This is a genomic window from Gottfriedia sp. NPDC057991, from assembly GCF_042886615.1.
In the GTDB taxonomy this organism is placed as follows: Bacteria; Bacillota; Bacilli; order Bacillales; family Bacillaceae_G; genus Gottfriedia.
Genome location: NZ_JBHVQN010000001.1, coordinates 1024211 through 1040258, shown reverse-complemented (window position 1 = coordinate 1040258; position 16048 = coordinate 1024211). Strand labels below are relative to the sequence as shown.

Here is a 16048-nt window from a genome sequence, read left to right as displayed (position 1 = left end):
ACGAACAACACAAAAAATAATCCGATAAAATCATCTTGATTCAAATTTTATCGGATCAATTTTTATTTAACTATCTCAAATTGGCTATTATAAAGATTTGCGTAGAAACCTTCTTTTTCCATTAATTCATCATGCGTACCTTGTTCAATAATATCGCCATCCTTCATACAAAGAATCAAATCTGCATTTCGAATAGTCGAAAGGCGATGTGCAATCACAAAACTTGTTCTTCCTACCATTAAATTATCCATTGCTTTTTGAATGAGCGCTTCAGTTCTCGTATCAACACTACTTGTTGCTTCATCTAAAATTAATATTTCAGGATCTGCCAAAATTGCTCGAGCAATCGTGATCAGCTGTTTTTGACCTTGGGATATATTATTCACTTCTTCGTTAAGGATCATATTGTATCCATCAGGCAAGGCTCTAATAAAGTGATCAGATTGAGCAGAAATAGAGGCGTTTTTAACTTCTTCATCCGTTGCATTAAGTCTTCCAAAACGGATATTCTCTGCTATAGTACCATTAAATAGCCAAGTATCCTGCAGAACCATTCCAAATAATGATCTAAGTTCATCCCGTTTAAAATTCTTTATGTTATGTCCACCAATTGTGATTTCCCCGCTATTCACATCATAAAACCGCATTATTAAATTTACAATTGTTGATTTACCAGCTCCAGTTGGCCCAACTATTGCAATTTTTTGGCCAGGTTTAACGACTAAATTAAAATCATGAATAATCATTTTTTCATGTGTATAACCAAAAGCAACATGATGAAAGCGAACATCACTAATAACGTCATTATGCTTAATTGATAGGGCATTTGTTACTTCAGGTACTTCTTCTTTCTCTTCTAAAAATTCAAATACTCTTTCTGCAGCAGCTGCAGTTTGTTGAAGTATATTTGAAATATTAGCAATTTGTGAAATTGGCTGCGTAAATGAACGAACATACTGAATGAAAGCTTGAATTCCTCCAACTGTCATTGATCCATTTGCAGTAAAATATCCACCTAATATACAAATAGCAACGTAGCCAATGTTTCCAATAAAAGCTGTGATTGGAATCATAAGTCCTGATAGAAAATTCGCTCTCCATGCCGATTTATATAACTCATCATTATACTCACTAAAAGCTTTTGTAGATGCTTCTTCACCACTAAATGCTTTTACTAAAACATGATTTCCTAACATTTCTTCAACATGTCCATTTACTTTTCCTAAATATCTTTGCTGGTTAATAAAATGTTTTTGAGATTTTTTAACGATCATCATGACAAATACCATTGAAAGAGGTAATATGCATAGTGCAACTAAAGTGAGTTGCCAGCTGATCGAAATCATCATAATTGTTATACCAATAATCGAAGTAATCGATGTAATTATTTGTGTTAAACTTTGGTTTAATGTTTGGTTAATCGTATCAACATCATTTGTTATTCTAGAAAGAACTTCACCGTGACTAGTTTGATCAAAATAACTTAAAGGTAATTTATGAATTTTATCATTTATATCACTTCGAAGCTTATACGTTACCTTCATCGTAACACCACTCATTACATAGCCTTGAAAATATGCAAAAAGTGAGCTTAATAAATATAAACCGATTAACCATAAACCAATTACACTTATTTTCCCAAAGTTAATTTTTCCACTACCGCTAATTTGTTTCATCACACCAGAAAAAATTTCATCTGTCGCTTTACCAAGAATTTTTGGCCCTAGTATTGTAAAAACAGTTGAAATAATTGCTAGTAAAAAAACAAAAATGATTGTCTTTTTGTGCGCTCCTAAATAACCCATCAATTTTGCCATCGAACCTTTAAAATCTTTCGCTTTTTGACCTGGCGCCATTGGAATATTTCTACCAAACATTTGACCGGGTCCGCGACCACCGCCCTGATTTTGAAAAGTATTTTTATTAGAATTGCTCATGCTAATTCCTCCTTGGATAACTGCGATGAAGCAATTTCTAAGTATTCTGGGCAACTTTTCAGAAGTTCTTTATGAGTACCTTGGCCTACAATCCTACCATTATCTAAAACAACAATATGCTCAGCATTCATGATCGTATTTACACGTTGGGCAATGATGATCATCGTTGCCCATTCTATCTCTTCATTTAACGCTTTTCTTAGAGCAAAATCCGTCTTAAAATCAAGCGCAGAGAAACTATCGTCAAAAATAAGAATTTCGGGTTTCCTTGCTAAAGCCCGAGCGATTGAAATTCTTTGTTTTTGACCACCTGAAACATTATCTCCTCCTTGAGAAATTTCAGCATTAAATTCCCCTTCTTTTTGAGAGATAAATTCACTAGCCTGAGCGATTTGGGCTACCATTTCCATTTCTTCATCAGAAATATTTTTATTTCCGTATTTTAGATTAGAAGCAATTGTCCCTGTTAGTAATAGACCTTTTTGAGGTACATACCCTATTTTAGTGCGTAAATCCTTTTGCTTTACTTCTCTTAGATCTACACCATCAACTAAGACTTCACCTTTGGAAACATCATAAAAACGTAATATTAAATTTGCAATTGTTGATTTCCCCGAACCAGTTGGACCAATAATGGCAGTTGTTTGTCCTGGCTTTGCAACAAATGAAATATTATTTAGTACATCATTTTCAGCACCTTCATATCGGAAACAAACATTTTTAAATTCAACAAATCCTTTTTTATCTGCTTCAAAGTTTTTATGAAACTCTGGATCGATAATTGATACGTCAGTAGACAATACTTCTGAAATACGTGCACCAGAAACAGCTGCTCTAGGAACAAGGATAAACATGATCGAAATCATTAAAAATGCTGTGATGATTTGCATTGCATATTGCATAAATGCGATCATATCGCCAACTTGCATATTAGATTTAGCAATTTGATGTGCACCAACCCAGATAATTAATAGTGATGAGCCATTCATAATCAACATCATTGAAGGCATCATTATTGTCATGATTCGATTGACAAATAAATTCGTTTTCGTTAATTCGCTGTTTACCTCTTGGAATCGATTTTTTTCATGTAAAGCATTTCCAAAAGCTCTAATCACCATCAATCCCGTTAAATTTTCTCTTGAAACTAGATTTAATTTATCTATTAGTTTTTGAATTAGTTTAAACTTTGGAATTGCAACTGTCATAATTACCATAATTAAAGAAAGTAGAACGATAACAGCTAATGCAATAATCCAGCTCATTGAAGCAGATTTATTAATTGCCATTATGATACCGCCAATTCCCATAATTGGTGCATAACAGAGCATTCGTATCCCCATCATTAAAAGAGTTTGAATTTGCATTACATCATTCGTACATCTTGTAATCAGAGATGCCGTTGAAAATTTATCAAATTCATTGTTTGAAAAACTTTCAATTTTTTGGAAAACATCTTTACGTAAATTCCTAGCAACACCAGAGGCAATTCTTGAGGACAAGAAGCTGACTAAAACTGTTGCTATTCCGCCAAGTAAAGCAATCGCAATCATAATCAATCCAATTTTAACGATATATAAATTTCCTATTTTGTTCAAATTAACGCCTAATTCAGTATAAAATGCTTTCGTCATCATAATACCACTTTGAGTTAGTAAGGTTTTATCCGATGAAACAGCTTTATTATGAGCATTAATTATCGCATTTTTGGAAAGTTTATCAAACATTGGTTGCAACTCATATAGTTTTGTTAAATTAATCTTATTTGAACGCGGCGTACTGCTAGTTTGTGCATGACTGACTTTTCGAGCAGATTCTTCTTGGATTATATTAAATAACGTCCAAGTAGAAGTACCAAATGATTGATCAAGTTGTTTTTCTACATTCTTATTTAATTTTTTCTTTACGTATATGTTCTGATCTGCCTTTTTGTAAATACTTATGTATGTTTTTCCTTTTGAGTTTTTATCAGTTGTAGATTTCAAATCATAATTATTCATTACAATTTCTTTTTCTTTATCTGTCATAAAAGTAGTCATTAATTTCATACCTTTTTGACTAATTGCATCTGGTGCAACATGCAATATACCATTTTGCTGAATACCATTGTTTACGATTTCGGACATATAGTTAGGTAAGTTCAAATCACACATGGCCTGACCAAATAAGAATAAAATAGCTAAAATTACGCTTGTACTAAATGCTTTTAAATACTTAGCTAACTTGATCAAATGAGCATCTCCCCTATTAAGATGTATTTTGTTTCCTTAACACTAACTCATACTGAAAAAACTCGCATCAAATGCGAGTATATTTTTCAGTTAGAATTATTAAGTTAATTAAAACAATCCTTTTGGACGTCCTAGTTCATCTACGTCCATATTTAATGCTGCTGGTTTTTTCGGTAAACCTGGCATTGTCATTACGTTTCCTGTTAGTGCAACAATAAAACCTGCACCAATTGATGCTTTAAGTTCTCTTATTTCTACTTTAAAACCAGAAGGTCTTCCAACTAAACTTGGTTGGTCTGATAAAGAATATTGAGATTTTGCCATACAAATTGGTAGGTTGCCCCAACCATTTTCATTAAATTCCAAAATTTGTTTTTTTGCTTTAGGAGAAATATTCACTCCATCTGCACCATATACTTCTTTTGCAATTTTTTCTATTTTATTTTCAATTGAATCAGATAATTCATATAAATAATTAAATTTTTCTTTAGGATTTTTTAACATATTTACAAGAGATTCAGCTAGCTCTACGCCACCTTTACCACCATGTTCCCATACTTCAGTTAAGACGATCTTAATGCCGTTGTCTTGTCCCCATTGTTTTAATACGCTAATTTCTTCTTCTGTGTCAGAAATAAATTTATTAATAGCTACAACAACAGGTACATTGAATTTGAGAACTGTTTCTACGTGCTTTTCAAGGTTTTGAATTCCATCTTTAACTGCTAAAGCGTTTTCATTAGACAATTCATTTTTGTTGACTCCACCATGCATTTTTAATGCTCTAATTGTTGCAACAATCACAACTGCATCAGGTGTAACTCCTAAAGCTCTAGTTTTAATATTTAAGAATTTTTCTGCTCCTAAATCTGCACCAAAACCTGCTTCCGTTACAACATATTCCCCTAATTTCATTGCCATTTTAGTTGCAATTACACTGTTACAACCATGAGCAATATTAGCAAATGGACCACCATGAATAATTGCTGGAGTGTGTTCAATCGTTTGAACAAGATTTGGTTTAATTGCGTCTTTAAGTAATAATGCAAGCGCACCTTCTACTTTTAAATCTCCAACAGTTACTGGCGTTTTAAGTATAGTATAGGCTACAACAATTCGTTTAAGTCTTTCTTTTAAGTCTTGAATTGATGTCGCTAAACAAAGAACTGCCATAATTTCAGAAGCAACCGTTATATCAAAGCCATCTTCTCTTGGAACTCCACCAGATGGACCACCTAAACCTACAATCACATTTCTTAAAGCGCGATCATTTAAATCGACTACTCTCTTCCAAGTAATTCTACGCACATCAATTTCAAGTTCATTTCCTTGATGGATATGATTATCAATAAATGCTGCTAAAGCATTATTCGTCGTAGTAATGGCATGGATATCACCGTTAAAATGTAAATTAATATCGTCCATTGGTAAAACTTGAGAATAGCCTCCTCCAGTTGCACCGCCTTTTACTCCCATTGTTGGCCCTAAAGAAGGTTCACGCAATGCAACGATTGCATTTTTGCCAATTTTGTGGAAAGCCTGTGCAAGTCCAACAGTGACCGTTGATTTACCTTCACCAGCAGGAGTTGGATTTATTGAAGTAATTAAGATTAATTTACCATCTTCATTTTCTTTTAATCGGTCTAAAATTGATAATGACAATTTAGCTTTATAATGACCATAGTTTTCAACTTCTTCATCAAAAAGATTTAAATTATCTGCAATTTCAGTTATTTTTTTCATTTCTGATTCAAAAGCAATTTCTAAATCTGACTTAATTTGACTCATTCAATCATCTCCAATTGCACTTCATTATAATCAAAATTATAGCACAATTTTACAAAAAATTCATTTTTAAAAATTCAAAATTCTTTAATCATATCATTTAAAATTACTAATACTTTCTACTTATCAATGGAATTCAAAGTTACATACTAAAGATAAGGCATTAAAAGAAAGGAGTGTAATTTTATGTATCGTCATAAAAAGCATAATGAACATAAACGTAATCACAATTTACCAAAGGATCAAAATGAAGAATATAGTGCAGAGTTTTATCCCACAAGGAATGTGTTTTATTCGGAAACAACTTCAGATAAATCTCATGCCTCTGGAATTGTAATTGGATACGTAGCTCTATTTTTTTCACTATTTTCGTTATTTTTAATGCCTGTTATATTTGGGATTGTTGGAATTGCACTTGGAATATACTCTGTAACTAAAGGTCATTCCACTTTAGGATATACAGCAATTGGATTTGGATTATTTTCGGTAATTGTAACTATTTTCTATAATTTATTAATTGTCTTAAGTGCAATTCTTTAAGAATAGATTATAAATAAGCAAAAAAAGACCTTTTAGGTCCTTTCAGAATAGAAACTTTCTGTACTTCATCTACACACTGAAAGGACCTTAAAGGTCCATTTAAATTCTTTTACAAACGTCACTTACTCCATTGTTCATCATCTTCTTATTGGAATTTTCAATATAAGATAACATCACAAATCGAAAGACAATTAATTTCTTTAAACTTGAACTACAGACCATTCGTCATCTTTCTTTGAATAAGTTAAATTTGCAATATGATTTGTGAGTTCACGATACTCCTCAACATTTTCTAAAATTTCATCTACACCAGAATAAAAATCAACTCGGAAAATGGGGATTTCGATTACTTTTCTATTTTCAACTCTCTCACTTAGATCAATTATTAATCCATCTTCCATTAAAGGATATAATGTCAACATTAATTTAATATTGATTGGATTAATTTGTTTAGAACGATTAAATATATTTAAACTTCTTCTCTGAAGTTGTGTAATTTTATATGATATGACATTACAAAGCATAAAAATAAAGTCATTAGTTCGTTTATAATAAACCTTTTGATACATTCCATCACTTATGTTCATGTATGCAAAAGAATTGTTTAATCTCGGTATAAAAGGTTTTTGTAATGGTTCTTTTTTGTGAGCAAGATACAGTAATTCTGCAATTTCTTTAGGCTCTAGCTCATCTAAATCTGCTAATTCTTCAAAATCGATCCAACAAAGGTCGTCATGTTCACTATGTTCTAATATAAATTTATTAATATCTTCTCTTTCAACATAATAAAAAGAGGAATTTAAATTAAATTCGGACCATTGAATATCGTGTTTTAGCAAAAGAATGTTTTGAAGAGGAAAAGGAAGTCCTTGAACAAACTCTTTATAATTTATGCCTGAAGTTATAAAGCAATGATTATGGTTATCACCATAAATATAGATAATCTCCTTTATTGAATCAATTCCCGCCAACGATATTGCCACCTTTAATTTTTTTCTTTATCATATCATACTTTATACTAAATTTATCATCAAAAATGATTAATTTAATTCTTTTTACCTAATTTTTTCTTACATTATTTACCAAAACACCTTATGCTCTACCTCAAAAATAATGTTATACAGGAGGCCTACATAAAGATGTAGTTTTTGTTTGAATTGGTTCTTTCGTAACAGAGCGAATACTCCATTCACCGTCATCATTTGAAAAATTAAATTTAACAAGAGTGTAGGGTGGTTGTTGATCTTGTTTATATGCAATTAATTGAATTGTTGCTCCGAATACGTATGTACCATTATATTTCTTTTTTATATTTGTGATTGTCGCACAATTATATTGTTCTCCTGGACCGAACATTTTATATAAACGGTTATTTATACTAGGAAAAAGAATTGATAACACTGCATCTTCTAATACTTCATTTTGTACCGCAAATGCATTTGCCGGTTTTGATGTCGCAATTAAGCACATTAATAGTATGGTAATAAATCCTCTTTTCATTTCTAATCCTCCATCTTAAGGTTTTATCAAATTATTTAGTATCTATTCTTTACAATTTACTGATGGTTATGAAAGAGAGTTTAATTGAACAGGCAATAGGAATTAAAAGAATAAGGAAAAAAAGACCATGAAAAGTACTTTCTTTTCACGGTCTTCTTATCAGTTAATTACACTATTGATGATCCCAATAGTATTTGCTCAATATATCTGAGAGCAAGTCAATTGTTCTATAAAGTTCAGGTAATGTATTATCGACTCCTCCTACTTCGATTAATATTGAGTGTGGCGATAAATCTTGGTTATAAATTCCATTTCCTTGTTTATAGTTTTTACTAAATATTCCCCTTGTTAAACCTTTGTTAAATTTCATAATTTCACTATTTAAATCTTTAGCTAACGCTAAGTTCTTTCTATAATTTTTGTTTTCAACTCCAACTATAAAGTATAGCTTTGCGTATTTTTGACCATTAATCTCAGTAGTTGTCACATTTTTTCTTTGATCATCACGATGTATGTCAATAAGATAATTTAAATCTTGATCTTGAGAAAGCGCATCTTGTACAACCAATCTAGACATTTTATATGAACTTCCCCAATTCCAATTTCTTTTCGTTAATTCAGCTCCAATATTTGTTTTATCGTCAATCGCACCAATTCCATTTGCTTCTAAATTCTTTTTCAATCGTTCACCTAATAAACTTACATTTACTTTTGGAGAAGAAGCTTGATTTGGCGACTTTGCACCTGGGATTAAAGGTAAAAATGATTCCCAGCTATGTGTGTGGTAAATAAAAAAGACATCTTTTCCATTTGTAGTTTTTGAAGGAGGATTTGCTGGATTTTTAATTGGTTCATTCACTGGATCTTTAACAGTTGGATCTTGGTTAATTTCATCGAGTGTTAAGCTTGATTCTATTGGGAGATTCGTAAAATCAATACCTTCTCCAGCAACTAATATATTATTTTCAAATTTTGTCATACTAGATATTTCATGCACTAATAAACTTTTTGGATCGTACAGTCTAATATTTGTAATAAATGAAAAAAGTATATTACCGATAGGTTGTCCACTTTTAGTAGAATCGTCACCTACCTTAAAATGACCATTTTCATATTCAAACGCTTTAATAAATCCTTCATAGCTCATTTTTTCAAACCATTGATGCACATAATATGATTTAGTATTTTTCATTGATGTCACAAATAAACTCGCTAACAAAAATAATAAGACAATGCCCACAAAGACACTTGCCGTTACACGTTTAAGATTAATAGATTTTATATATATTGATTGTCTCATTAAATCACCTCTAATAAATCGTATGTACAAGCTCTATAAAATAGAATGAAAAAATTATTAAATCCTATTAATTACTCTACTACTATAAAAGAATGTGATTAAAATATTAAATTGTTCGAACTCCACTCTCATTTACGAATTTTATTAGAATTTTGATTCGTAAAAAAAGAGATGCCCTAAAAGACACCTCATAAAAAAATTCGCAATCAATTAGTGTAAAAGCTCTTTTTTTAATAAATTACATATTATTATTATTGTTGCAACGATTGAATACTGTAAACGGATTTGCAACACAACTATTTCTTGCAGCTTCTAATTGAGTATCACAAAATGAGCTAGTTGCTGGCGATACCATACTATTATTCATATTTCTATTTCTTCTACATCCACTTCGTCTATTATTACTCATATTTCTGTTTTCGTTTCTGTTTCTGTTTTCGTTCATGTTTCTGTTTTCATTCATGTTTCTATTTTCGTTCATGTTTCTGTTTTCGTTCATATTTCTGTTTTCGTTCATATTTCTGTTTTCGTTCATATTTCTGTTTCTGTTATGGCTATTATTCATATTTTCATTCATTACTCTATCATTGTCATGATCTCTATGACAATCACAGTCATTACATGGTCTACGAACTTCAACAAACTCTCTCATATCTCTTACTGGAGATACTTCTTCTCTTTCTTCTCTTCTACGATTGCAACCACAAAATCCCCACATTTAAGAACACCTCTATAATTATTTATTGTACATTTATAACATACGTAGAAATTTTAAAATTGAATGTGTACATGTCTAGATATGAACAAGTTTTTTATATTATTTTTCTATTTTTAATTTTATTACGGTAAATGAAATTTCAAAAGTAGTCTTTTTTATAAGAATTTGTTAGTTGTTTATCCTAAAAAGTTAAAAAAAATGAGCCAATTAGGCTCATTTTACTTGTTACGGTATACATATTCATCTTTTGGTGGTTGTATTTCCTTAATATTAGTGACGTCTAAATAAGGAATATTTACTTTAAATGGTTGATAGTACATTTGTTGTATATTACCAGTAGCTTCAATCCATTGATCATTTTTAAACGTTTGTCCATCAGGTAAATCAATTAGCACTCCATACACACCGGAATCGGCAACACAGTGAATAATTCCAAATCTAAATAAGAAAACCTGATTTTTCTTTAATCCTTTTTCATGATAAATAAAGCCTTTATAAGTTAATTGCTTTCCTAAATATTTTCCAGGCTCATCATATAAAACTTCCATTCCTTTAAGAAAGTCATAATCATTTAGGACGATGCTTTTTTTATTTATATATTCTTTTGATTCTTGTTTAATTAATTTTTGATATCCTTCTTGCCCATAGTAAATACTTAAATCAGGCTTTAAATATTGCCTTTGCATAAAAGGATCATTATTACCCGGTTCTGAAACAGGGAAATGAAACCCTTTTGCTTGTACAATCGTAGAGTCCAAAGTTGCAACTGGTAAAAATATACCGGTAAACAATGGAAAGATGAAAACTAAGCCATTTAAAAACTTTTTAAAGCCCTTAGCTTCTTTATGAACATGTCCATGAACACAAGTATGATTACAATTATGATCATGATGGTGGCTATGGTCGTGGTCATGATCGTGGCTATGCTCTTCATCTTCATCATGACTCGTTCTTAAAGTATGAATTACTTGAATTAAAGTTAGAAATGCAAATAATATCCCAGCTGTCAGAGATAAATAAGAGTATTTCATATTAATATATTTTGAGATCGTACCTTTAATATGCAATTGCATTAAAAAGAAGGTAAATCCTAATAGTACATATGCTCTTGCCATATTGATTCTCCCTTAAATGAGTAATGTTGTGAAAAACGTTAATACAATAACTAACCCAATAATAATGAATACATATCGACTTTTGAAATGTTGGAATAACATTAATGTATTTTTTATATCGATCATTGGACCAATAACCATAAACGCAACGATTGAGTTTAAAGAAAACGTACTTTGAAATGAAGATGCTACGAATGCATCAGCCTCAGAACAAAGAGATAAAATAAAGGCTAATGCCATCATTACTAGAATACTAGCAACTTGTCCATTACCTATATGCATTAACGTTGAAGTTGGAATAAATGTTTGTACGAATGCTGCAATAAATGCGCCTAAAATTAAAAACTTACCCATAGAGAAAAATTCTTCTATAGCATGTACACAAACACTCCATAATTTTTTCCTAGCAGGAATTGAATGATCAACCGGAATTGTAACTAAATCGTGTTTTAATGGATTCTCAATTTTTAAATAGGATAATACGATACCAATAATATAAGCAATGATCATAGCAGCTCCAGCACGATAAATAACCATTTCAATATTATTACCAAATGCAATAAATGTTGCAAACAGTACAATTGGGTTAATGATCGGCCCTGTTAACATGAACGCGACCGCTACATAGTGTGGCACACCTTTTTTTATCAACCTACTTACAATTGGTACAATTCCACACTCACAACCTGGGAAAATAAATCCCAATAAAATAGCTACTAATACTGCTAGATATCTATTCTTTGGTATTAACTTAGATAACATTTCCTCAGTAATAAATATTTGAATGATCCCCGATATAAAAACACCAATTAAAATAAATGGCAGTGCTTCAACTACTATCGAAATAAAGATCGTATTCATTTGTAAAAACGAATGATAAAAATTCGTACTCATAATCTCTCTCCCATGTACTTTTAAAAATGAAAACTCACAAAACCTCCGAATAACCGGCGGCTTTGTGAGTTAAAAGTACCTTTTTTTCCAAAATATTAGTGCAATTGTTGTTGATAATATTGCAGATATACCAATTACAATTGGAAACGCATGTGGTATATTTGCTAATGGAATATGATCAACGTTCATCCCATAAAAACTAGAAACCATTGTTGGGATTGATAAAATAATTGTAATAGAAGTTAAAAATTTCATTACAATATTTAAATTATTTGAGATAACTGAAGCAAATGTATTCATCATTCCACTTAAGATATTACTATAAACTTCTGCCATCTCTATTGCCTGTTTATTTTCGATAATTACATCTTCTAATAAATCTTCATCATCTTCATACATTTTTAAAATATTCCCTTTAAGAATTTTTTGCATGACGATTTTATTTGATTTAAGTGAAGTAGTAAAATAAACAAGACTTTTTTCAAGGTTCAGCATTGTAAATAACTCTTGATTTCTCGTGGATTGATGTAATTCAGCTTCAATTTCATTTGTTTTGCGATTAATTTGTTTAAGATAACGTAAATAATATGATGATGTCGTATGCAATAGTTGAAGTGCAAATCTAGTCTTTTTAAAAGTAAAAAATCCTTTTACTTTTTGGTAAATAAATCGTTCAAAGATTGGATTTTCACTTAAACAGATTGTGACAAAAGTGCTAGATGAAATAATCATCCCGATTGGTATTGTATCAAAAATTGTGTGCCCATTATCATCATGAGCAACAATTGGAATATCAACAATAATTAGAGTGTGTTCCCCTTCAACCTCTATCCTTGAACGTTCTTCATCATCAAGTGGGTCTTTGATAAAATCTAAATCTAAGTCTAATTTTTGAACTAGATATTGAATTTCTTGTTCTGTTGGATTGATCGCATTGATCCAACAACCTTTCTCAATAACATCGACCTGATTTAGTTTCCCTTGTGCATCTGAAAGATAAAAATTTAGCATCTTAATTCACCTCTAATTCTAAAACAAAAACTACACAATAATAGCATACGAAACATTTTTATATGTTTCAACCTTTATTAAAAAGAAAGTCTATTTTCTAATAATCAAGCGCTTTCGTGTGGCTATTTTAGTGAGCATTTATACTATTCACAAATAAAGAAAAAGGCCACTTATAGTGACCTATTTTTTAGTATCCGCTTTTATAGAAATAATGCATATCACTTAATTCATCAATGTATTGATAAACTTCTAACTGACTTTGTAATTGCTCTTTTGTATGTAATGAATAATCTTCCGTATTCAATTGATTCTGAACATTTGAAAGAGTATTTGATAAATCAGATTTTAATGCATCATACGACATAGAATACATAAAATTCATCCTTCCAATTGAAATTTATCATATTATATGTAATATAATGTAAAACAAATCATATTTTTTTTATTTTCTACCTTTTGCCACTAATTTTTTTATTAAAAAATATACAACAAATAGGGCGATCGCAATAATGATTAACATCGGGGTATATGGAGCTAAAACCTCTTTAGCAGTTTCCCAGTTTTTACCTAATTTCTCACCTATTTTGATAAATAATATAGACCAAGGAATGATTGCAAGAACTGTATAAAGTGTAAATTTACTTACTGGCATCTTAGCTAATCCAGCTGGAATCGAAATGGCATGTCTAACAACTGGAATAAAGCGAGCCGTAAACACTACTCCCACGCCATATTTTGAAAACCATTTTTCTGCTAAATCAAGGTGATGCTTATTAATTAGAATATATTTACCATATTTTTCAATAATTGGGCGACCACCGAAATAACCTAGCCAATATAAAAATAATTGTGCAATAGTTCCCCCTATTACTCCTGCTACTAAAGCACCTACAAAATTTATATGCCCTCCGGCTACAAGATAACCAGCATATGCTAAAACAATCTCGCTCGGAATAACCTCTATCATTAATCCTAATGCTACCCCTAAATATCCTAATGACGCAAAAAATTCTAATATTTGATGTATGATATTTGTCAATAGGATCCCCCCTCTCAAAAACAACTTGTACTACAATGATAATACATAGGAAGATAAAATATGTCAAAATAAAGAAATCCTCCAGAGAAAGTAACTTATTTCATATAAAAAAAGGCTGTCCAAGTCAGTGACCTGACATTAGAACAGCCTTTTATCATTTCTTAATTATTTAATTACAACGTTTTTGTAAGTGTAATCTGGTCCAAATGCATGCTCAATTAATCCAGTTACTTTTGGCTTCATAACGTATGCAATCGCACGTTGGTAAATTGGAAGAATTGCTGCATTGTCTTGAACTAAGATTTTCTCTGCTTGTAAGAATGCATCAGAACGCTTAGTTGGATCTAATAAGAACTCTGAACCTGCTTGAGAGATTAACTTATCATAGTCTGCGTTAGCAAATCCCATTTGGTTGAATGGGCTCTTACTAGTCCACATATCGAAGTATGTCATTGGGTCTTTGTAGTCTGGACCCCATCCGCCGAATGAGATGTCATAATCTTTCTTAGAGTTTAAATCTAATTGTTGTGCAAATGGAACTGATTTAATGTTAATTTTTAAACCTGGTAAGTTTTTAGTGAATTCACCTTGTAGGTACTCACTGATTTTTTTGTTAGTTTCAGTATCTGAACCTAATAATTCGATTGAAACATCTTTCTTACCGATTTCTTTTAAGCCTTGTTCCCATAATGTTTTAGCATCAGCTGGATCGTATTTTACAAGTTGTCCAGAAGCATCACGGAAGTCTTTACCGTTAGCATCTAAGAAGTTACTTGGAGCTAATCCGTATAAAGGTACTGAACCGTTATTTAAGATTACGCTAGTGATTGCTTCACGATCAAACGATTCGTTTAAAGCTTTACGGATGTTAACGTTTTTAAGAGCTGGATTTTTCGATTCGTTTACACGTAAGAAGAATACAGTTGGCTCTTTAGTTGTTCCGTAGTCAGGGCTAGATTTATATTTGTCAACAAACTCTGCAGTTAAACCAGCACGGTCAACTTCACCAGACTCATATAAGTTTACAGCAGTTTGTGGATCTTTTACGATTTTAAAGTTGATTTCTTTTAAGCTTACGTCTTTAGCATCATAGTAATCAGCGTTTTTAACTAACTTGTAGCTTTCATCATGTTTCCACTCTGATAATTCGAATGGACCATTGAAGATTAAATTAGATGCTTCTAAACCATAGTTTTTGCCTTGAGATTCAACATATTTTTGATTTAATGGTAAGAATGTTGGGAAAGTTACTAAAGAATCAAAATAAGGAATAGCTTTTGCTAATGTAACTTCTAAAGTTTTATCATCAACAGCTTTAACTCCTAATTGATCAACTGGTTTTTTACCAGTAGTAACATCTTCACCGTTTTGTAATACATTCAACATGAATGCATACTCAGATGCATTTTTAGGATCTGCAGCACGTTTCCAACCGTAAACGAAGTCTCCTGCAGTTACTGGGTCACCATTAGACCATTTAGCATCACGTAAGTGGAATGTATAAGTTAAACCATCAGCTGATTTATCAAAAGATTCTGCGATACCAGGTTGTACTGCATCATCTTTACCTAATACGTTTAGACCTTCCATAATGTTACCTAAAACATTGAAAGATTCAGCATCTGTACTAGTACTTGAATCTAAACTTGGTAGTTCAGCTCCGCCTAGTAAGTTTAATACTTGTGGTTTTGCTTTTGCTGTTTCTTTTTTACCTTCATTTGATTTGTCTGAGTTACATGCAGTTAAAAGCATGCTCACAGCAACAGATAAAGATAGAAAATACGATACCTTCTTTTTCATTAGATTGCCTCCCCAAAATTAAACAATTAGACTTAAAAACTATTAAAATATTCAAACAATTTATATTGTGCGAATAGTTAATAACCTTTAACTTACTTTTTATTTTACATACTTTTTAGAAAATATCAACAAAAAATCGACATTTTTTTCAAAAAAATTAATAAATTTAAATAAATCT

At 31.1% G+C, this 16048-nt stretch carries 14 protein-coding genes; 1 reads left to right on the top strand and 13 read right to left on the bottom strand.

All coding sequences use genetic code 11. The features are described 5' to 3' along the window. Positions 1-62: 62 nt before the first annotated feature. From ACFVR2_RS05290 to ACFVR2_RS05280, 3 genes are all read right to left on the bottom strand, one after another. The gene (locus tag ACFVR2_RS05290; RefSeq protein WP_387359514.1) at positions 63-1937 is read right to left on the bottom strand and encodes an ABC transporter ATP-binding protein; all 1875 of its coding nucleotides are present in this window, start codon (positions 1935-1937) and stop codon (positions 63-65) included. Continuing rightward, positions 1934-4168, bottom strand: a complete 2235-nt coding sequence (locus tag ACFVR2_RS05285; RefSeq protein WP_387359512.1) for an ABC transporter ATP-binding protein — start codon at positions 4166-4168, stop codon at positions 1934-1936. The genes ACFVR2_RS05290 and ACFVR2_RS05285 overlap by 4 nt, the downstream gene beginning before the upstream one ends. Positions 4169-4276: 108 nt before the next feature. Next, entirely contained in the window at positions 4277-5956 is a 1680-nt protein-coding gene (locus ACFVR2_RS05280; RefSeq protein ID WP_387359510.1) for a formate--tetrahydrofolate ligase, read from the bottom strand. A 183-nt stretch (positions 5957-6139) separates the two neighbouring features. On the opposite strand from ACFVR2_RS05280, the gene ACFVR2_RS05275 reads away from it, so the two are divergent. Beyond that, on the top strand, positions 6140-6493 hold the full coding sequence (locus ACFVR2_RS05275) for a permease (protein ID WP_387359508.1): 354 nt from the start codon (positions 6140-6142) through the stop codon (positions 6491-6493). Between the two features lie 200 nt (positions 6494-6693). Here ACFVR2_RS05275 and ACFVR2_RS05270 read toward each other — a convergent pair whose 3' ends face one another. The 10 genes from ACFVR2_RS05270 to ACFVR2_RS05225 all read right to left on the bottom strand — a co-directional run bounded on the left by ACFVR2_RS05270 (position 6694) and on the right by ACFVR2_RS05225 (position 15870). After that, complete coding sequence (locus ACFVR2_RS05270) at positions 6694-7464, bottom strand: oxalate:formate antiporter (RefSeq protein WP_387359506.1); 771 nt, start codon at positions 7462-7464, stop codon at positions 6694-6696. A 145-nt stretch (positions 7465-7609) separates the two neighbouring features. Beyond that, positions 7610-7993, bottom strand: coding sequence for a DUF3888 domain-containing protein (locus ACFVR2_RS05265; RefSeq protein WP_387359504.1), 384 nt, complete (start codon positions 7991-7993; stop codon positions 7610-7612). 172 nt (positions 7994-8165) lie between these two features. Continuing rightward, entirely contained in the window at positions 8166-9293 is a 1128-nt protein-coding gene (spoIIP, locus tag ACFVR2_RS05260; protein WP_387359502.1) for a stage II sporulation protein P, read from the bottom strand. 238 nt (positions 9294-9531) lie between these two features. Continuing rightward, positions 9532-10011 (bottom strand): hypothetical protein, encoded by a 480-nt coding sequence (locus ACFVR2_RS05255; RefSeq protein ID WP_387359500.1) that lies wholly within the window; start codon positions 10009-10011, stop codon positions 9532-9534. 218 nt (positions 10012-10229) lie between these two features. After that, a complete protein-coding gene (locus tag ACFVR2_RS05250) occupies positions 10230-11126 on the bottom strand; it encodes a TIGR03943 family putative permease subunit (protein ID WP_387359498.1) in 897 nt (298 codons plus the stop codon). Positions 11127-11138: 12 nt separating this feature from the next. Then, on the bottom strand, positions 11139-12020 hold the full coding sequence (locus ACFVR2_RS05245) for a permease (RefSeq protein WP_056466474.1): 882 nt from the start codon (positions 12018-12020) through the stop codon (positions 11139-11141). A 69-nt stretch (positions 12021-12089) separates the two neighbouring features. Next, a complete protein-coding gene (locus ACFVR2_RS05240) occupies positions 12090-13031 on the bottom strand; it encodes a magnesium transporter CorA family protein (RefSeq protein WP_098428984.1) in 942 nt (313 codons plus the stop codon). A 187-nt stretch (positions 13032-13218) separates the two neighbouring features. Further along, complete coding sequence (locus tag ACFVR2_RS05235; protein WP_056466479.1) at positions 13219-13404, bottom strand: hypothetical protein; 186 nt, start codon at positions 13402-13404, stop codon at positions 13219-13221. A 69-nt stretch (positions 13405-13473) separates the two neighbouring features. Next, a complete protein-coding gene (gene uptA, locus ACFVR2_RS05230; protein ID WP_387360452.1) occupies positions 13474-14076 on the bottom strand; it encodes an undecaprenyl phosphate transporter UptA in 603 nt (200 codons plus the stop codon). 159 nt (positions 14077-14235) lie between these two features. Continuing rightward, a complete protein-coding gene (locus ACFVR2_RS05225) occupies positions 14236-15870 on the bottom strand; it encodes a peptide ABC transporter substrate-binding protein (protein WP_387359496.1) in 1635 nt (544 codons plus the stop codon). Positions 15871-16048 lie beyond the last annotated feature (178 nt).